15 protein-coding genes are annotated in these 19226 nt (G+C 68.4%); 8 read left to right on the top strand and 7 right to left on the bottom strand.

Features of this window, described 5'->3' with window-relative positions; all coding sequences use genetic code 11:
* Nucleotide 1: 1 nt before the first annotated feature.
* Complete coding sequence (locus RHOSA_RS23365) at nt 2-1222, bottom strand: glycosyltransferase (RefSeq protein ID WP_081728816.1); 1221 nt, start codon at nt 1220-1222, stop codon at nt 2-4.
* Nucleotides 1223-1414: 192 nt separating this feature from the next.
* On the opposite strand from RHOSA_RS23365, the gene RHOSA_RS0117630 reads away from it, so the two are divergent.
* Complete coding sequence (locus RHOSA_RS0117630) at nt 1415-2821, top strand: lipopolysaccharide biosynthesis protein (RefSeq protein ID WP_027289716.1); 1407 nt, start codon at nt 1415-1417, stop codon at nt 2819-2821.
* Nucleotides 2822-3098: 277 nt separating this feature from the next.
* Here the strand turns inward: RHOSA_RS0117630 and RHOSA_RS0117635 are convergent, their stop codons facing one another.
* From RHOSA_RS0117635 to RHOSA_RS23370, 3 genes are all read right to left on the bottom strand, one after another.
* Nucleotides 3099-4469, bottom strand: a complete 1371-nt coding sequence (locus RHOSA_RS0117635; RefSeq protein WP_027289717.1) for a hypothetical protein — start codon at nt 4467-4469, stop codon at nt 3099-3101.
* A gap of 352 nt (nt 4470-4821) precedes the next feature.
* Complete coding sequence (locus tag RHOSA_RS0117640; protein WP_027289718.1) at nt 4822-5559, bottom strand: hypothetical protein; 738 nt, start codon at nt 5557-5559, stop codon at nt 4822-4824.
* Between the two features lie 76 nt (nt 5560-5635).
* Entirely contained in the window at nt 5636-6415 is a 780-nt protein-coding gene (locus tag RHOSA_RS23370) for a Bax inhibitor-1/YccA family membrane protein (protein ID WP_051432288.1), read from the bottom strand.
* Here RHOSA_RS23370 and RHOSA_RS24875 point away from each other — a divergent pair.
* The 3 genes from RHOSA_RS24875 to RHOSA_RS0117660 all read left to right on the top strand — a co-directional run bounded on the left by RHOSA_RS24875 (nt 6397) and on the right by RHOSA_RS0117660 (nt 8789).
* On the top strand, nt 6397-6810 hold the full coding sequence (locus RHOSA_RS24875) for a transposase (protein WP_081728960.1): 414 nt from the start codon (nt 6397-6399) through the stop codon (nt 6808-6810). The genes RHOSA_RS23370 and RHOSA_RS24875 overlap by 19 nt on opposite strands.
* A gap of 6 nt (nt 6811-6816) precedes the next feature.
* The gene (locus RHOSA_RS23380; RefSeq protein ID WP_037259007.1) at nt 6817-7116 is read left to right on the top strand and encodes a hypothetical protein; all 300 of its coding nucleotides are present in this window, start codon (nt 6817-6819) and stop codon (nt 7114-7116) included.
* Between the two features lie 548 nt (nt 7117-7664).
* The gene (locus tag RHOSA_RS0117660; protein WP_027289719.1) at nt 7665-8789 is read left to right on the top strand and encodes an ISAs1 family transposase; all 1125 of its coding nucleotides are present in this window, start codon (nt 7665-7667) and stop codon (nt 8787-8789) included.
* A 300-nt stretch (nt 8790-9089) separates the two neighbouring features.
* Here RHOSA_RS0117660 and RHOSA_RS0117670 read toward each other — a convergent pair whose 3' ends face one another.
* Nucleotides 9090-9800, bottom strand: coding sequence for a VPLPA-CTERM sorting domain-containing protein (locus RHOSA_RS0117670; RefSeq protein ID WP_027289720.1), 711 nt, complete (start codon nt 9798-9800; stop codon nt 9090-9092).
* A gap of 311 nt (nt 9801-10111) precedes the next feature.
* Here RHOSA_RS0117670 and RHOSA_RS0117680 point away from each other — a divergent pair, with 311 nt between their 5' ends.
* Complete coding sequence (locus RHOSA_RS0117680) at nt 10112-12907, top strand: ATP-dependent DNA helicase (RefSeq protein ID WP_027289721.1); 2796 nt, start codon at nt 10112-10114, stop codon at nt 12905-12907.
* A gap of 40 nt (nt 12908-12947) precedes the next feature.
* Here RHOSA_RS0117680 and RHOSA_RS0117685 read toward each other — a convergent pair whose 3' ends face one another.
* On the bottom strand, nt 12948-14147 hold the full coding sequence (locus tag RHOSA_RS0117685; RefSeq protein ID WP_027289722.1) for an aminomethyl transferase family protein: 1200 nt from the start codon (nt 14145-14147) through the stop codon (nt 12948-12950).
* Between the two features lie 334 nt (nt 14148-14481).
* On the opposite strand from RHOSA_RS0117685, the gene RHOSA_RS0117690 reads away from it, so the two are divergent.
* The 3 genes from RHOSA_RS0117690 to RHOSA_RS0117700 all read left to right on the top strand — a co-directional run bounded on the left by RHOSA_RS0117690 (nt 14482) and on the right by RHOSA_RS0117700 (nt 18713).
* Entirely contained in the window at nt 14482-14886 is a 405-nt protein-coding gene (locus RHOSA_RS0117690) for a tellurite resistance TerB family protein (protein WP_027289723.1), read from the top strand.
* A 105-nt stretch (nt 14887-14991) separates the two neighbouring features.
* Entirely contained in the window at nt 14992-17718 is a 2727-nt protein-coding gene (locus RHOSA_RS0117695) for an HAD-IC family P-type ATPase (RefSeq protein ID WP_027289724.1), read from the top strand.
* A 53-nt stretch (nt 17719-17771) separates the two neighbouring features.
* Nucleotides 17772-18713, top strand: coding sequence for an NAD(P)-dependent oxidoreductase (locus tag RHOSA_RS0117700; protein WP_276570092.1), 942 nt, complete (start codon nt 17772-17774; stop codon nt 18711-18713).
* Between the two features lie 69 nt (nt 18714-18782).
* On the opposite strand, the gene RHOSA_RS0117705 is transcribed toward RHOSA_RS0117700, so the two are convergent.
* Nucleotides 18783-19169, bottom strand: a complete 387-nt coding sequence (locus RHOSA_RS0117705; protein ID WP_027289726.1) for a GxxExxY protein — start codon at nt 19167-19169, stop codon at nt 18783-18785.
* Nucleotides 19170-19226: the final 57 nt, after the last annotated feature.

Here is a 19226-nt window from a genome sequence, read left to right on the forward strand (position 1 = left end):
ATCAGGCGGTTGGCGTCGGCGGGGTCGCCGACTCGAGGCCCGTCCCTACCGTGTCGCCGGCTGCGACGCAGAGGAGCGTGTCAAGGTAAGCTTTAACGGCACGCTCAACGGCGAACGTTCCGGCGTGTGCCTCTAGCGTCGCGGCTTCGGGCGGCGCATCGAGCGTCCGCAGCATCGCGACCGCGAGCGCCTCGTCATCGCCCACCGGTACCAATGCGCCGTGACGCCCGTCGTCGAGGACTTCCCGAGCGCCGCACGGGCAGTCGGTGCTGACCGTCGGGCAGCCGCAGGCCAAGGCCTCGATTAAAGCGTTGCACATACCTTCGCGGATCGACGAAAGCACAAACAGCGACGCCTGCGCCATATGGCTGTAGGGGTTGTTATGGAACCCGACTAGATCGACGTCGCCGCCAACGCCCAAATCGTCGGCGAAGGCGCGCAGCGCCTCCCCCTGGCCCATGTCCTGGCCGAATATCACGAGGCGCACCGGTCGGTCGGCGCGGACGCGGGCGAACGCCCGGATCAGCGTCGCCTGGTCCTTTTGCGGTGCCAGCCGGCCCACGTTGACGATCACCGGGGGGGCACCGTTGGCGAACCAAGGATGGTCAGATGGCTTGGCCGCGGCATCAGCGATTTCGGTCAGGTCCACGGCGTTCGGCACTGCACGTACACGCCTCGCCGGAAGGTCGGTGGCTAGACGAACGGTTTCAGCGACCCCCTCGGAGACAGCAATGATGCCGGCCGCGTCTGGCCACAGGGTGGGGATCCATCGATCACGCCGGCGTTCCAGGATGCCATCGTAATCCGGGTGGCCAGGGACGCGCAGCGGGTCGCTCTGCCGGATCACCATGCGGGTCGCTACGCCGCTCAGGCGCTGAGCCAGAATCGCCGCGATCCCGGGTGGCACCGACGCGGCGAGCAGGACGTCCGGCCGGGCGCGACGCAGATAGCGGGCCAAGGTCGGCACGGCTAAATACGTTCGGCGCTTGGCACGAGCGTGTTGGCGCTCCGGTCCCATCCACCAACCGCTCAGGTCGATCAGGTTGGCACCTGAGGGCAGGGCTGAACGGAGCCACGCGGCGCTGGAAGGCGTCAGCAAATCCACCGAGTGACCGTCGGCGAGCGCCTGCCGGGTGATCGCAAGCAACAGGCGCTCGCGCCCAAGCAGACCGACCGGCAGGAAGAAGATCGCTATGCGGCGTTTCGAGGCCACGGCGGACATTCCAACATACGGGGTTACTGCGGCAGGTATAAAGGTGGGTGTCGGGATGGTGTCGGGGCGGGCGCCGCGCTTGGGCGGCCGGCACTCCGACCCTAAGAGAGGTAGAGGGGCAGAAGGCCCGAGCACGTCGCACCTGGCCGCTTTCGGATTTCTGCTCCGCGGCGGCAAGGAGCGCCCTAAGAGCCGTGGGAGTTGACGGACCCGACCGCCTGCCTTTCATTGGCGTCCTTCGATCTCTTGGAGGCCCTGCCTGCTTTGTCGATACGGTCCGTATTCGCCCGCCTGTCTAGCGGTCTCGCCGCTACCGCGAGCAAAGACTGGTTCGAGCCGCTACGCCACGCGGGGATCCTCGCGGTCGGGCGAAGCGGCCAGGGCGTATTAAAGCTCGCCGCCGTGGCCGTCGCCGCCCAGACCCTCGGCGCGAGCGTCTACGGCAGTCTGGTTATGATCAACGCGATGCGCAAGGTTTTGGCCGCGCTGGTGTTCGTCCGCTCGACGCATCTCGTGATGCGCTACGGCGCCCCGGCCCTGGAAGCGGACGATCCGGAGGGCTTTGGCCGGACGGTCGCGTTCGGGGTCTGGTTGGATGCGCTGAGCGCGGTCCTGGCCACGGCCACGGTCCTGGCGGTTACCGGTTGGGTCGGCGGCTTGCTCAACCTGCCGCCCGATACGTTGAGCGCGGCGCGGGTGTTCGGGCTCTGCACTGTGTTCCCAGCGCTGACGATAACCGCGCATGCATTACTCCAGCTGTTCGGCATGTTCCGGTTTATAGCCCTGCAGGGAGTTGTCCTGCCGGGTCTGCAGCTGGCTGGAGGTGGGCTGGCGTTCGCACTGGAGGGCGGCCTGGTCACGTTTCTGGTTGTCTGGTTCTCGGCGATCGCCCTGGCACGGGTGTGCTTGCTCGCGGCCTGCGTGATAGAACTCCGGCACCGTGGCCTGCTGGCGCATGTTGCTGCCAGCTTGCACCGGCCAAGGCGGCCGGGCGGCGGGGCCTGGCGCTACCTTTTTGGCGTCAACGCGCAGGCGTCGATGCGCCAAGTGCAGGATCGTGGCGGCGTTCTCGCCGCAGGTGCCCTTTTCGATCCAGGTGCGGCCGCGCTGGTCCAAGTTGCGCGCCAGCTGGGCGGCGCCTTGCGGCGCCCGGTAAAGACTGTCCTTTCGCCCGCGATCCTCCCGGTACTGATGCGCCAAACCGCCGGCAACCGATGGGAGACCCGACGTAAAACCTTACGCACCTTCTCGTTAGCCTCGCTCTGGGTTGCCCTAGGCTTGGTTGGCGGGCTTGGGGCGTTGGGTCAATCGATCCTGGTAACACTGTTCGGCCCCTCGTTCGAGGCGGCATATTGGGTCATGCTGATATTCGCGATCGGCGGGGGTATCCGCATGGCGACTGTTACCTTCGAGCCGCTGCTGGCGAGTGCGGGCCGTGTGAAAATCTTGTTGTCGGCGCAGGCAACCGCGCTTGGGGCGCACGTCGTGCTCTTGTTCACGCTAATACCTTTCGTTGGTGTAACGGGCGCAGCGTTGGCCGAGGCGTTCGCGCTGGCACTGCACGCCACGATGCTCTGGGTTTTGGGGCGGCAGGAATTTAGTCGATGAATGCTCACGGGATTGGGTAGCCGGAGCGGTTCGCCCGTCGCCAGGATCGGGACACCGTCCGGGCGCGGGCTGATAAGAAGCGTGGCGTGGGAGATCGTCTGTAGGAACATCAACCCACGTTGGTGCGGTTAGACGGGACGCATCGAAGACGTTACCGAAGCCCCGCACGGCTTGCAAAGGCCGAGCGTGGGCGCGACCACAGACGCGATGCCCGAGGCGCGCGGGGGCCGTGTCGCCGGGAAGCGTGCCGGCGTCGCGGGGCTGCGTCGGTTGTGTCCTAGCCGTTGAGCACAAGGCGGATCCGGCGGACCAGCCAACGGGCGGGGCCGGGCAGCCGGCGTTCCCGGTCGCGCGTCATCGGCCGGCCCGTGCGTCGGCCGTCGAGCAGGGCGTCGGTATGTTGGCCCAGCGCGGCCATCTCCGCCTGGATCCGGCGCTGTTGCCGCTCGGGCAAGTTGTCCACGCCCAGGGCCTCGATGGCGTCCCGGGCCATGCGGAGATGGTGCACCACGCGTTCGGGCCCCAGGTAGGTGTCCTCGTTGCCCTTCAGGGTGTCGATCAGCCCCATGACGCCGCGCGCGGTGCGCTGCGCGTCCGCCGGCTCATCGATCCGCGCGCGCAGCGTGTCGGCCAAGGCTTGGTTGACCGGTCGGACCTGGCCGGGCTCCGGCGGGTCGGTCAGGCCGTACTCCGCGGCCAACGCGCGCGGGACCCACTGGACGATTGCCTGCGGCGCCGGCTTCGCGAAGGGAAAATAGTGGTCGATGTCCCGGTCAAGGCCGTCCTGCGCGCGCAGCATGGCGAAGCCGATCCGTGTCCAGAGCGCCGCCATGTGCGGCGCATTGATCGCGTCGAGGCGCGCGTTGAGCTGGACGAAACGCTGCTCCTGATCGGCCACGTGTTCGTACCGGTCCGGGGTGCCCCGCCAGGCGAGGTAGCTTTCGGCGAGCGCGAGCTCCGCCAACTCGGTGTCGATCGCCGAGGGGTCGGCCAAGCGATACGCCTTGGCGACGCGCGCGCGGTCGAGGTCGGCGACATGCTGGCGCAGTTTCAGGCGCCGGTTGATCCAGCTGTAGGGCAGCTTGAGCTCGGGCGCCATCTGCAGCGCCGCTTCGATGTACTCCAGGCGGTCCCGCCCGACGTTCTCCGGCAGCACGGCCGCGGCCACCTGCGCGAAGCCCGCGTAGGCGTCGGGGTCCTGGGCCCGCAGCGCCCGCATGGCGGCCAACCGACGGTTGCCGTTGACCACGACTCCGGTGCGGTCGACCAGCAGGGGCTCCGTCTGATGGGCGTAGCGCGCCAGCTCGGCGTAGATCGGCCCGTCCGGGTCGCGCGCCTTCTCCAGCAGGATGCCGCCAAGCAGCGCCTGGACGTCCGCGCTTTCGCTTCGCGCTTTCAGGTCGTCCACCGTCGTATCGTGTGCATGCCCCGCGTCGACGAGCTCGGATAGGATCCGGCCGTTGTCGGCCCGGTAGACCAAGGCGTCCGGGGGCAGGCTCACGACGGGCAGCGTCAGGTAGCCGTCGTCGGTCGGCACGGAATGCTGTCCGCTGGCACCTTCAGCGAGCGCCCGGTGGATCGCCTGCGCGCGGTCCGATTCGCCCATGGCGCGGGCCGCTGTGGCGGTGGCAGGGTCGTTGACGGCCATGATCGTGCCTTTCCAATTGAGCCCGTCGGCCTGGTCCCGCCCACGACGCGCCGCACCGGCACGGCCGCCGCGGCTGTCCGGGTGGCGAACCGCGGATGGCGTGCCGTGACGGCGTCTGGCGACCCACCGTCCGCACGCCGGCCGGTGGGACCGGCTTACGTCGTGCCGCGCGCTGTCGCAACACCTCCAAGCGGTTCGGTCGGGTAGACGAGCGGCGCAAGCCGCTCGTCTACCCGACGCATCAATAGGGCCCCCACGCTCGCATTGGGGGCCGAAGTCGGGCCAGCTCGGTGGGGGATGCGGGGGCGTACCGTGTCCAGCAGCGCCGGGTGGCCGGCGTCCGCGGCGGCGCCTAAGCCGTCAGCGGGGGCAACCCGGCCCCGGTTTGGCGCCAGACCTCGGCCGCGGACCCGGCGAGCGCACGCGCCACGGCATCCACCCGGGCCCGCGGGTCCGGCGCGAGCCCCATTCGGCGAGCCGGCGGGTCGAAGACGAACAGACGGTCCAGACCGGGTTTGCCGCCGCCGTGAAGCGTGTAGCTGCCGGCGTCGCAGCAGAAGTACAGTTCAATCCACGCCAGGAAGGCAAGCGGGTCCAGGTCGGCTTCGTTGGCTCCGGCCCGTATGCTCTCGGCTGCCGCCAGCGTGGCGCCGGTTTTGATCAGATGCCCGATCGGATCACGGCCGACCAGCGCCTGGGCGCGGCGCACCGCCGCACGCGGAAACAGCAGCCGGTCCAGCACGTGCCCCGCGTCGACCCGGTTGAAGTCATGCTGATCCGCCTTGTTCCCGTTGGCGATCGCGGCCGGTTTGCCGATGTCGTGGAGCAGGAGGATCAGGCGCATGAAGTCGGGATCGACCGGGGAGGGCAACAGGTCGCGGTGGGCGAAATAAGTGTCGAACAGCCCCAGAACCATCAATACGTGTTCGCCCAGGCGGTAGCCCTGACCGACCCCCGCCGGCTGGGCGAGCACGGGGCCGAGGTCGCGATCGACCGCGGCGAGGAGGCCCGGTGGCGTGTAGCGCCGCCGGAAGAGCGCGTCCACCTCGTGGCGCGAGAGCTTCAGCCGAGTCGGCACGCGTCGGACCATGCGGCCCTCCAGAACCGATGGCTGGCCGGCGATTCGCGGCGGGGCATCAGCCGCCGGCGCCCCACGCGGGTCCGCGTCAGGTGCCGCGGACCCGGGCGACCAGCCGCAGGACTGAGATATTCAGCCAGATGAACGTCGTCGTCGTGGCCAAGGCCACGTACCATTCCCCGGCGCGGGGCACGCGCCGGTCTTCGAGGGTGTCGATGCGCTGCAGATCGACGGCGAAATTGAGGCTGGCCACCAGAACGATGAACCCGGTCCACAGGACGCCGCCCCAGCCAGCCCCGTGGATCACGGGCAGCCTCAGGTCAACGAGCCACAGGACGAACCTGGCGGCATAGACCAGCGCAATCACAACGGCCCCGATCATGGCCATGGCCCGGAAGCGCGCGGTCACCTGGATCACACCGGTCGTGTAGCCGCCCACGAGCACGGCCAGGACCACGCTCGTCACGACCATGGACTGCATGGCGATGCCCGGGTAGCGCTGCTCGAAGGCGAGGGCGAGGCCGCCGCCGAACACCCCGCCCAGCACAGCCACCGCCGGTGCGACGTAGGGCGCCAGCCGGGGCTTGTACGCCGTGGCGCACGCCCCGCCGAACGCCGCAACCCCGCAGGCGAAGGCGACGTTGCGCACCCCTTCCACCGTCGCCTGAGCGCCTTGCGCGAGGGCGGGGTAGAAGCTCACCCAGAGCAGGGCGTAGCCGGCCACGAACAAAACGGCGCAGATGACCGTCGCGCGAAGGGCGCCGGCCCGGGTGGCCGTGGCCTCGCCGGGCCGGAACGCCCAGCCACCGCCGCTGGCCGGGGCCTTGGGCGCCATGAGCGGCGAACCAAGTGGAATCTGTCCGATCATGGCAGATCCTTCGGTCGATCCGGCTCCAGGATCGGGGATGCGGCTGGTCGAGGCAACGCCCACGTGATCCTGCCCCGCCGCGCAAAGACGCGGCCGCGTCCGCATCCGACGCGGGCCGCGTCCGTGTCGAGCCAACCGGCTCGGCGAGTCGCGATGGCACGGGCCGTGGTGGTTCCCCGGCGCGTCTGGACGGCATCTACGTCGTGCGCACCAACGTGCCCGCCGAGAGTCTGTCCGCCGCGCAGGCGGTCGGGGCGTACAAATCGCTCGGCCAGGTGGAGCGGGCGTTCCGCAGCCTGAAGACCGTCGACCTGGAGATCCGGCCAGTGTTCCACTGGGCCGCTGATCGGGTCCGTGCGCACGTCTTTTTGTGCATGCTGGCCTACTACGTCTAGGCGCACATGCGCCAGCGCCTGGCGCCGCTCCTGTTCGACGACCACGATCCCGAGGGCGCCGAGGCCGAACGCGCTTCCGTCGTCGCGCCGGCGGAACCCTCGCCGGCGGCCACGCGCAAGGCCGCCACCCGGCGGACCGACGACGACCTGCCCGTGCACAACTTTCAGAGCCTGCTCGATGACTTGGGCACGCTGTGCCTCAACACCGTCACCATGCCCAGCAACCCGGCTTACAGCTTCGATCAGCCGACCCAGCCCACGCCGCTGCAGGCCAAGGCCTTCGATTCGCTCGGCGTCAGCCCATGATGTAGCCAGAGCGGACTCGCCCGTAGCGCCGATTTTTCCCTGTTAATCCGATTTATCAGCCATTTTCCCCGCCCGGCCCCACCAGCCAGGCTGGATAGCCAAGGATCCGCGATAGCGGTGTCGGTGGCGTCAACCACGCCGGGTGTTGATCGGCGAGGGGGCAAAGTGCCGATCGGCGTGCCAAGCTTCTGATTTCGGGGAGTTCTTGTCGGATCACTTTGGCGCCGATCCGCAATTTTGGGGGTGTGCATTGCCGTAACTGCCCCTGGCTTCGCCAATGGACCGACAGCCCGTGGTGGTCATCGCAGAACGTGGTTCGCGATCACTACCGGAACTCGTCCAAGCCGGCTGGGAGATCGTTGGCTTCAACGTACACAACGGTGAGAACACCATACGTCGAGACCATATACTCAACAAAGATCCCGGCAAGCCCGGCGCATGGCATTGCCAGGGGAATCGCATTAGGCCGAGGCCGGCCGGTTCTGGGGTAGCGTAGGCGGGTTTTGACGATTCGAATGTCGGGGACACGAATCCAGAGGAGGTCCCCGTTGTCCTGGTTCGAGTTGACCTTCGCCGAGCTGCCAGATCCGCGGACCGGCAATGCCACGCAGCATGATTTGATGGAGGTGCTGACGATCGCGCTCACGGCGTCGATCGCCGGTGCGCAAAACTGTACCGAGTTCGCGGCTTTCGGTGTCGATCGCAAAGACCTGTTCGACGAGTTCCTGGATCTGAACAACGGCATCCCCAGTCACGACACCTTCTCCCGGGTGTTTCGGCTGTTGGACCCCGAGGCTTTCACCGAGTGTTTCGGCCGGTTCCTGGAGGAGATGAACCAGGACAGCCGCGGGATCATGGCGATCGATGGCAAGACCCTGCGCCGGTCGTTCGACGCGGCGGCCAACCGGTCGCCACTCGAGGCGGTGACCGCGTTCTCCGCGGAGGGAGGCGTCGTCCTGGGCCAGAAAGGTTTCCGGTCGGGCGACGGCGATAGCGAGATCACGGCCGCGCGGGCGCTTCTGGCGTGCCTGGATCTGCGCGGGGTTCTGGTCACCGCGGATGCGATCCACTGCCAGGACGAGACCGTCCGGACGGTGCTGGAGCAGGGCGGCGACTATCTCCTGGCGTTGAAGGACAATCGCCCCGCGTTGCACAGCGAGGTGGCGAAGCTCTTTGAAGCTGCCGAAGGCCACGGCATCGAACCGCTGGTGACGACCGACAAGGGCCACGGGCGGATCGAGGTCCGGCGACACTATGTCAGCCATGATCTCAGCTGGCTCAACGGACCCAAAACCGCCGCAGGGCTGCCAGAGCTACCGCCTGGGCTGGGCTGCCTCGCGATGGTGGAGGCCGAGGTGACACGCAACGGCCAGACCACCATAACGCGGCGCTACTACCTTGGGTCCGCAAAGATGACCGCCCAACGCTTCGCCGAGGCCGTGCGCGGTCATTGGCGGATTGAGAACAGCCTACATTGGGTCCTCGACGAAACCTTCGATGAGGACAGAGCCCGCAACCGGGCCGACAACGCCCCCGAGAACCTCGCTGTGTTGCGCAAGCTGGCCCTCAACTTGCTACGCAACGCGCGACGGGATCTCTCCATCAGCCTGAAACGCAAGCGGGTCGGCTGGTCCAACCAGATCGCCTACGACATCCTCGGCCAAATGCGATAGCCCTGCGTCCCCAGAACCTGGCTTGGCATGCAGATGGACTACGACCTGGCGCAGGCCGAAGCCAAGGCCGATGCGATCGAGGTGACGGCCATCCCCCGACCGGCCGACGATGGGGAGACAAACGGTTCGCGCCGCTGAGCCCAGCCGCCTATGGAGACCCCCGAAGTCCGAGCCCGCCGCCACTGCCCCGTACGAGTTCGGCACACGGCACACAGAAAGCCCCGGCGCAGCGATGGCGCCGGGGCGGCAAATCGCCGGTCGAGCCAGGCGGATCGCGCCGCGACCCGCCTGGTTTAGAGGCTAGACCGTCTTGCGGCGGCGGGCCACGACGCCCAGCCCCGCAAGGCCGAGGCCGAGCAGGCCCAGGGTCGCCGGGACCGGAACGGCCGTGCCGGTGCGGAAGTTATCGAACGCGAGACCGATGCCGGTCTGCTTCGAGCCGGAGAAGACAAAGTCGATCCGGTCGAACGCCGAGCCCGAGTACTCGAACAGCCACGGCAGGCCGTCCAGCGAGCTGGCGCCGTTGGTCGTGCCCTCGGGACTTTCCAGCGTGGCGACCACGCCGCCGGCCAGGCTGAACACGACGTCCCACTTCTCGGTACCCTGAGAGCTATTGCCGTCGATGTCCCAGATCTCGCCGGAAGCGGCGCTCGATGGCGTATCGTAGACAACGCTCAGAAAGGTGTCGCCGGGGCCGCGATTCGAGAAATCGTCATTGGTCCGCAGGAAGTAGCTCCCAAGCCCCGGCGTCGGCGTCCCGGTCTCCGCATCGCGCGCATTCAACTGGTCGTTCAGAAAGCCGTCCGGCCGGTTCGTGCCGCTCTCCTCAAGGACCGCGCCGCTGAACGTCACGCCGTCCGTCGCCTGGTACTGGCCGGTGAGGGTGTCGTTGTCGGACAGGCCGCGCGACGGGGCATCCTCGAAGTCAATGAAACCGGCCAGAGCCGGCGACGACATCGCCACCGTGCCCAGCAGGACAGCGGCGAAGGCGGTTTTCGAGCGGTTGGGCATCTTGGTATCCCACTGTTGTCGGTGTTCCGCACGGATGCGGCTCACCCGTTGGCATTCAATAAGCGTGCCAATCGAGCAGGACCTTGATCGGAAACGCAAAAACGACACCAGCCCGCATACTGCAATAACCGCTGTAAACCACCACGACGTCCGCGATAAGCAGATCGAAAGATGTGTAAACCACCCCGACACCGCTAGTGGTATTCCCCAAATACCTTAGCCATGCATCATGCCGGTCGGGTTAACCTACGCCTGAACGCCCATCGGCCCCATGGCGGCGCGTTTCAGCGATCCCTATACTCGCGCGCACCATGACCGCAGCTGAGCCGCCCGCCCCCTCCCCATCCGAAAGTCGTCCCCAGGCCCGCCTGCGGGTGCCGCGCGCGCCCGCGTTGGCCCCCGGGCTGTCGGGGGCCGGCTGGCTGGAAACCGATGGCGAGGTGCTGCGCCTTAGCCACGACGACGCGCTGGCCAAGGCGCGCGCCTCAGCGCCGTTGGTTTGCCACGCGCCGGCAACCGCCCGGCGGCTGGGCGCACGGCCGGATTTCGAGTTCTTCGATGTGCTGGAACTCTACGCCTTCGTCCGGCCGGCCAGCTTCTGCACGCCGACCCCACGTGGACTGGCCGACGCGCTCGACCTGCCCCGCCCGGACGAGCTGGAGGACGCGGCGAACACCATCCACCGCGCGATGGCGCAGTTGCTGCGCGAACTGGCGGCGAGCGGCGCGCGCGACCGGGACGCGGCCGGCATCGCCTGGCCGATGGCGCGCGCGGGCTGGAAATGGGGCCCCTACGTCCTGGGCGCGCTGGGCGTGGAAGACAGCGAAGCCGGCCCGCCGCGCCGCGGTGTCGGCCTGCGGGTGTGGGAGCGGTTCGGCGAGTGGTCGGACTCCGCGCCCGAGGCCCCACCCGGGAACGACGGCGTCAGCGCGCAGGAGGCCCGCTGGCGGCTGTCGCAGCTACTCGGCCCCAACGCCGAGGCACGCCCGCAGCAGGCGGACTATGCCAGCGCCGTCTCGCAGGCGTTCCAGCCCCGCGAAGCCGAGGACAGCCCGAACCTGGTACTGGCGGAGGCCGGCACCGGGGTGGGCAAGACGCTGGGCTACGTCGCCCCCGCCAGCGTCTGGGCGCAGAAGAACCAGGGTCCGGTCTGGCTGTCGACCTTCACCCGCAACCTGCAGCACCAGATCGACACCGAACTCGACCGCCTGTTCCCGGAGATGCGGGACAAGCAGCGCAAGGTCGTGGTGCGCAAGGGCCGCGAGAACTACCTCTGCCTGCTGAACTACGAGGAGGCAGTGCGCGGCATCGAGGTACGCCCGCAGGACGCGCTCGCGGTCGGGCTGATGGCGCGCTGGACCCAGCGCACGCGCGACGGCGACATGGTCGGCGGCGACTTCCCCGGCTGGCTGCCGGACTTGGTCGGGCGCGGGCGCACACTAGGCCTGACCGACCGGCGCGGCGAATGCATCTATGCCGCCTGCCCGCACTACAAGAAGTGCTTCATCGAAGGCTCGATCCGCCGCGCGCGCCGGGCGGAGATCGTGGTCGCCAACCACGCGCTGGTGATGATCCAGGCCGCGCTGGGCGGCGGCGAAGAAGGCACGATCCCGCCGCGCACCGTGTTCGACGAGGGGCACCATGTCTTCGATGCCGCCGACAGCGCATTTTCCGCGCACTTGAGCGGGCGCGAGACGGTGGAGCTGCGTCGCTGGCTCTTGGGCGCCGATCGCTCCAGCCGCTCGTCCAGCCGGATCCGCGGCCTGAAGCGCCGGGTAGAGGATCTGCTGGGAGAAGATCCGGACGTCCCGGAGGCGCTGGAAGAGACGCTGCGCGCGGCCCGCTGCCTGCCGGCTGAGGGCTGGCACGGGCGCCTGACCGAGGATGCCGCGGCTGGCCCGGCCGAACGCTTCCTGGCGGCTGTGCGCCAGCAGGTCTACGCCCGCGTCAGCCGTCCGGGCGATCCCTACAGCCTGGAAACCGAGCTGCGGCCGGCGATCCAGCCGCTGGTCGACGGCGCGGGCGAACTGGACACGGCACTGGAGGCGCTCTACCGGCCGATGAAGCGCCTGCACGACGGGCTGTACGCCCGCCTGGACGCGGACGCCGAAGACCTGGACAGCGACACCCGCCGGCGGATCGAGGCGACCTGCCGTTCCTTGACCCGCCGCGGGCTGCTACAGGTCGGCGCCTGGCGACAGATGCTGCAGGCCGCGCAGGACGCCGCCAGTCCGGAAGCCTACGTTGACTGGCTGATGGTCGAACGCGCCGACGGCCGGGACATCGACGTCGGTCTGCACCGCCACTGGGTCGATCCAACGCAGCCGTTCGCGCAGTACGTCGCCCAGCCGAGCCAGGGCATGGTGATCACCTCCGCCACGCTGACCGACGGCTCCGGCGACCGGGAGAGCGACTGGCAGGCCGCCGAACTGCGCACCGGCGCCAGCCACCTGCCCGCCCCCGCGATCCGGGCGGAGGTGAAGTCGCCGTTCGACTACGCCGCCAACACCCGTGTCCTGGTGGTGACCGACGTCCGCAAGGATGACATGACCCAGGTCGCCGCCGCCTACCGCGAGCTGTTCCTGGCCGCCCACGGCGGCGCGCTCGGCCTGTTCACCGCGATCAGCCGTTTGCGCAAGGTCCACGAGCAGATCGGCCCGGCGCTGGAGGAAACCGGCCTGTCACTGTTCAGCCAGCACGTCGACGGGCTCGACGTCTCGACCCTGGTCGACATCTTCCGGGCGGAGGAAGACGCCTGCCTGCTCGGCACCGACGCGGTGCGCGACGGCGTCGACGTGCCGGGACGCAGCTTGCGCCTGATCGTGTTCGACCGGGTGCCCTGGCCGCGCCCGGACATCCGGCACAAGGCCCGGCGGGAGCTGTTCGGCAAGCGGCGTTACGACGACATGCTGACCCGCCTGCGCCTGAAGCAGGCGTTCGGTCGCCTGATCCGCAAGGGCGACGACCACGGCGTGTTCGTCCTGCTCGATCCGATGATGCCGAGCCGCCTGGCCGGCGCCTTCCCCGAAGGCGTCGAGGTCGAACGCGTCGGCCTGGCGGAGGCAGTGCGGCGGACACGCGGGTTCCTTGGTAGCGAGGACGGCTAGGCTCCCGTGACCCCGGCGCCAACAGTCCCGGCGACCGGGCTCAGCCTGCCGGGATTTCCGGGATATCTACCGCCTTGCCCCGGGGGATGTCCCGGTTGCGGTCGTACATCGGCAGTTCGCAGGTCTCGCCCGCCCGGGTCTGGTCGTCCTGGCAGAGGACGTCGAGCGCCGTGCCCGGCGCGATCTCGGGATCGTCGAGCCGGACGATCGCGACCCCGCACTGCAGAAAGGGCGACCAGGCCGACGAGCAGACGCGGCCGACCGACACGCCGTCCTTGATCAGGTTCCGGCCGATCCGGGCCACGCCGCCCGGAACCCGCAGGCCCCAGGTACGGCAGCGCTGGTCCGCTTTCTCCAGCGCGGCCTTGCCGATGAACTCGCCCTTGTCCAGCCGGACCATCGCGCCGAGGCCGGCTTCGTAGGGCGTGACCGTCTCGTCGAAATCGGACCCCGCGTTAAGCAGCCCACCTTCGATCCGCCGCGCGCCGCCAACCGCGACCGGCGTGAGGTCGTAGGGTTTCCCGGCCTCCAAAATACGCGCCCCCACCGCGCGCACATCGATCTCAGGGCCAAGATAGACCTCCCACCCGAGTTCGTTGGTAAAGCCGGTGCGGGTCACGACGACGTCCTGGCCGGCAATCGTCACCCACGCGGCATCGAAATAGCGGAACGGCTCCGGGTAGGGACCGTCGACCGCGGCCTCCAGGACTTTGAGCGAGTCGGGGCCCTGGACCTGACTGATCCAGACATCCGGGTCGAAAATCTCGACATCCAGGCCGCGGGCGTGCGCCTTCAGCCACTGCGTCAGGTCGCCGTCGGCCTGTCCGTACCAGAAACGGTCGTCGGCGAGGCGAACGAGCACGCCATCCATCATCACCCCGCCGGCGTCGTCGCAAGCGATCTGGTAGCTGCATCGCCCGACCTTCACCTTGGCGATGTCGCGGGTGAAGACGGCATTCAACAGCCGTTCCGCATCCGGGCCACGCACCTCGATCGGCAGCTCGCCGGTATGCCGGAGGATGACCTCGCGCCGCAGCTTCCAGTAGGCCTCTTCAGCCGAACCGCTGGTCATGGTCATCGCGGTCAGCCGTCGGTTGTACATCGTGTATTCGGGGTCGTAGGGCAGCTCCTGATGGACCAGCGGGTGCGGCGCCAACGTGCGCGCGAACTCGCTGGCGCGCGTTGCATCGCTCGCCAGCGGCAGGACGGCGAAGCGAACGTTTTCCTGAAGCTTTGACATGCGTTCCGTCCGATCTGTCGTGTGCGGTTGGTTGCCTACTCGGGCGCGGGTGCCAGGCAGCAAGAATGCCTGACGTGCCGCACATCCCCCGAGGACAGCCGAAATAGCCTCAGACGTTCATTTAGACTGAACGTTCTGTCCATAAAATCGACGAAGCCTTGACGATGCAACCGCCGCAGCGTGGCAACCGGTCGCCTTCCGTCTAACATAACGCGCAAACGTGCCACGCACGGCCCAGACGTATAACGGACACGCCTGCTGCATTGACGCGGGTGCCAGCGGCGGGCGATAGCTGCCGCGCGATGACAACGAACGAAGCGAGCAGCACCGCGTCATGATCGACCATCACGCCGCCCTGATCTACACCATGGTCCTCGTCTCCGCCGCCGACCGCGAGATGAGCGACGACGAACTGGAGCACATCGGTAACGTCGTCAGCCACTGGCCGGTGTTCCACGACTTCGACCGCGACAAGCTGTCGACCTACGCGCAGGACTGCGCCGAACTGTTGCGCGGCGAGAATGGTCTCGACACCGCGATCGAGACCATTCGGGCAGCCCTGCCGCACAAGCTGATCGAGACGGCCTATGCGCTCGCCTGCGACATCGCGGCCGCCGACGGCTTCGCCTCGCAGGAAGAACTGCGCCTGCTGGAGATGCTGCGCCACGAACTCGCCGTCGGCCGGCTGGAAGCCGCCGCGATCGAGCGTGCGACCCGCGCCCGCCAAATGACCCTTTAGGGGCGCCAACACGCCGCGCTCGATGCAGGGCGGCTGCGCTATTCCTACACGTGCATGACAGGGCTGGACGTACTATGCTGCGGCGCAGCATCGTGAGGCCTTGTCATGCCCGATTCCCAACCTGTTCCCGACAGCAACACCCCCGCCAGCCAACCACCGCATGCCCGCCCAGCGGACGCGGTCGCTGCGGACCTCGCCACCGATACCGAATCCGGCTTATCAGCTAGCGAGGCCCGCGAGCGGCTCACCCGGCACGGTCCCAACCGCCTGCCCACGGCGGCACGGCGCGGGCCGCTCAAGCGTTTCGCACAGCAGTTCAACAACGTCCTGATCTACGTCCTGCTGGCTGCCGGTGCGGTCACGGGCGCGCTCGGCCACTGGATCGACACCGGCGTGATCCTGGGCGTGGTGCTGATCAACGCGGTGATCGGTTTCCTGCAGGAGGGCAAGGCGGAGAACGCACTGGCCGCGATCGCGGCCATGCTGTCGCCGCAGGCCAACGTCACCCGCGGCGGCCAGCGCCAGCAGGTGCCGGCGGAAGATCTGGTACCGGGCGACCTCGTTCACCTGGCGAGCGGCGACAAGGTACCGGCCGACCTGCGGCTGGTGCGCGCCCGCTCCCTGCAGGTGCAGGAAGCTGCCCTGACCGGCGAATCGCTGGCGGTCGACAAGGACCCGCAGCCGGTCGCCGTCGACGCGGATCTGGGCGACCGGCGCGGCATCGCCCATTCCGGCACGCTGGTCGTCTCCGGACGCGGCACCGGCGTGGTGGTCGCCACCGGAGCGGCGACCGAAATCGGCCGAATCTCCAGCATGCTGTCGCGGGTGGAGACCCTGACCACCCCGCTACTCCAACAGATGGCGGTGTTCGGCCGCTATCTCACCGCCGGCATTCTGGGGCTGGCGGCGATCGCCTTCGGTTTCGGCGTGCTGGCACGCGGCTACGGTCTGGACGAAATGTTCCTGGCCGCCGTCGGCCTGGCAGTGGCGGCGATCCCCGAGGGCCTGCCCGCGATCATGACGATCACGCTGGCGATCGGGGTCAGTGCGATGGCCCGGCGCAACGCGATCATCCGCCGCCTGCCGGCGGTCGAGACGTTGGGCGCGGTCACGGTGATCTGTTCGGACAAGACGGGCACCCTGACCCGCAACGAAATGACCGTGCGCCGGGTGGCCACGCAGGACGCCACCTTCGCCGTCACCGGCGAGGGCTACGGCGCCGACGGCGAGATCACACGCGACGACACGCCGGTGGCAGCCGTCGACCACCCCGCACTCACCGCGGCGATCTGCGCCGGCGATGCCTGCAACGACGCGGAGCTCTCGCCCGACCCCGAAGTCCCGGGCGACATGCGCCTCAGCGGCAATCCGGTGGATGGCGCCCTCAAGGCGCTGGCGCTCAAGAGCGGTGGCACGCCTGCCGGCCGACGGGCCGACACCATCCCGTTCGAAAGCGCGCACAAGTTCATGGCCAGCCTGCAGGACCGTGGCGACGGCCAGCGGGTGGTCTGGCTGAAGGGCGCGCCGGAACGTGTGCTCGCCCTGTGCGATCAGGCGCGCAGCGACGGCGGGGATGTGCCCCTCGATCCGGAGGCTTGGCAGGCCCGGATGGACACACTCGCCGGCCAGGGCTACCGCCTGCTGGCGGTCGCCGAGCGCGCGACCCACGACGGTCACCAAGAGCTCTCCTTCCCGGACATCGAGCGCGGCGGCTTCACGCTGCTCGCCCTGTTCGCGCTGCTCGACCCCGCACGCTCGGAAGCGGCCGACGCCGTGGCTGACTGCCGGTCGGCCGGAATCGCGGTGAAGATGATCACCGGCGACCATGCCGCCACGGCTGGCGCGGTCGCGCGCGAACTCGGCATCGGCGGCGACCGGCCGGCGCTCACCGGGCGCGAGCTGGACCAGATGGACGACGCGCAGCTGGCCGAGGCGGTGGCGCACACCGACGTGTTCGCCCGGACCACGCCGGAACACAAGCTGCGCCTGGTCAGTGCCCTGCAGGCCAAAGGCCAGGTCGCCGCGATGACCGGCGACGGCGTCAACGACGCCCCGGCGCTAAAGCGCGCCGACGTTGGCGTCGCAATGGGTCAGCGCGGCACCGAGGCGGCCAAGGAGGCCGCGGAGATGGTGCTGGGCGACGACAACTTCGCCTCGATCGCCGCGGCGGTGCGCGAGGGGCGGATCGTCTACGACAACCTGAAGAAGGCGATCCTGTTCATCCTGCCCACCAACGGCGGCGAGGCCTTCACGCTGTTGGCCGCGATCGCGTTCGGCACGCTGCTGCCGATCACCCCGGTGCAGATCCTATGGGTGAACATGGTGACGGCCGTGACGCTGGCGCTCGCGCTGGCGTTCGAAGCGGGGGAGCCGGGCGTCATGCGCCGGCCGCCGCGCCGGCGCGACGAGCCGATTTTGTCAGGCTTCCTGGTCTGGCGGGTGGCGTTCGTCTCCGCCCTGCTGGTGCTGGCGGTGTTCGGGCTGTTCGCGCTCGCCCGCGACCGCGGCATGGCGATCGAGGAAGCGCGCACGCTCGCGGTCAACATGCTGGTGGCGGGCGAGATCGTCTACCTGTTCAACGCCCGACGGCTGAACGGCCCGGCCCTGTCCCGCGACGCGCTCGCAAGCGCCGGCCCGGCAGGCCTATCGGTGGTGCTGGTGCTGGCGATCCAGATGCCGTTCACCTACTGGGGGCCGATGCAGACGCTGTTCGGCACGGCTGGCCTGTCCGCGGGGTCCTGGATCACCATCGCCGCCGCCGGGCTTGCCCTGTTCGCCGTGGTCGAGGTGGAAAAAACCCTGCTGCGACGTTTCGCCCGCGCGCGCCGGTAGCCCGGACGCGGTTGTGGCGCGCCTCTCCCGCCGCCACCTAACAGGCGGTTGGTTTGAACAATCACGTTCGGGAAAGGAAAACACGCGCGATGACCAAGCAGCACGTCGGCTTCGTCGGCCTGGGCGCCATGGGCCGGCCGATGGCGGAGAACCTGCTGAAGGCTGGCTTCGACGTTACCGTCTGGAACCGCTCGCCCGACAAGATGCAGGCGCTGGTCGACCAGGGCGCCCGCAAGGCAGAGCGGCTCGCGGAAGTCGCCAAGCCGCATGGCATCGTTCTCAGCATGCTGGCCGACGACGCCGCGCTGGAGGAGGTCGCGCTCGGCGACGGCGGCCTGGTCGAGGCGCTGAGCCCCGGCGGGCTGCACGTCTCGATGTCGACCATTCATCCCGAAACCGCGCGCAAGCTGGCGGACGCGCACGCCGAGCATGAGGTCGGTTACCTCGCCGCCCCGGTGTTCGGCCGGCCGGACATGGCGGCCGCGGGCAAACTGTTCGTCACCTGGTCGGGCTGGCACAGCTACAAGGAGCGCGCGCAGCCAGTGTGCGCGGCGTTCGCGCAGGGCTTCTACGACTACGGCAGCGACGACGTCGCCGCCGCCAATGTGGTCAAGCTGGCCGGCAACTTCATGCTGGCGAGCGCCATGGAGGCGATGGGCGAGGCCTACGCCTTCTGCGAGCAACAGGGGATCGCCCGGGAGCAGGTCAACGCCCAGATGACCGAGACGCTGTTCGCCTGCCCCGCCTATAAGAACTACGGCGACCTGATCGCCCGGCACGCCTACGCGCCCGCCGGCTTCACCGCGACGCTCGGCCTCAAGGACATCGGTCTGGCGCTGGACGCGGGCCGGCAGGCGAAGGTGCCGATGCCGCTCGCCAGCCTGCTGCGCGACCGCCTGCTTTCCCTGACCGCCCGGGGCCACGGCGACAAGGACTGGTCCGCCCTCGGCCTCGCCATCGCCCACGACGCCGGCAACGATCCAACGGAGCGGTAAGGGGTCTTGGAAGGTTCACCACCAAGACACGATGACACCAAGGTGGTGGTATCGCATCAACGAAGTACCTTACAGAGCAATCCGGTGAATGCCATCCTTGATCACCGGCACATTGAAATTGATCAATAGACCCAGCCGGTGGCCTGTTAGCTTTAGGTATGTAAGCAGTTGAGCGCGGTGCACCGGTAGCACCGCCTCAACCGCCTTTATCTCGACCACGAGCTGATTGCTCACCAACAGATCGATCCTCAAGTCGCTGTCGAGTTTCACGCCGTCATAATAAATCGGTACAGTGAACTGCCGGGCACACTCGATACAACGTTGCCCAAGCTCATATACCAGACAACGTTCATAAACCTGCTCCAAGAGGCCCGGACCGAGAGCACGGTGAACCTTGAGCGCACTGTCGACGCAAGCGCGGGCAAGTTGATCTGTTTCTGCCGGAATCGGTTCCACCCCCGCCCCCTCCTCTTATTCGGCGAAACCTAAGCAAATCCGCACGGCCTCTTGGTG

Source organism: Rhodovibrio salinarum DSM 9154, assembly GCF_000515255.1.
In the GTDB taxonomy this organism is placed as follows: domain Bacteria; phylum Pseudomonadota; class Alphaproteobacteria; order Kiloniellales; family Rhodovibrionaceae; genus Rhodovibrio; species Rhodovibrio salinarum.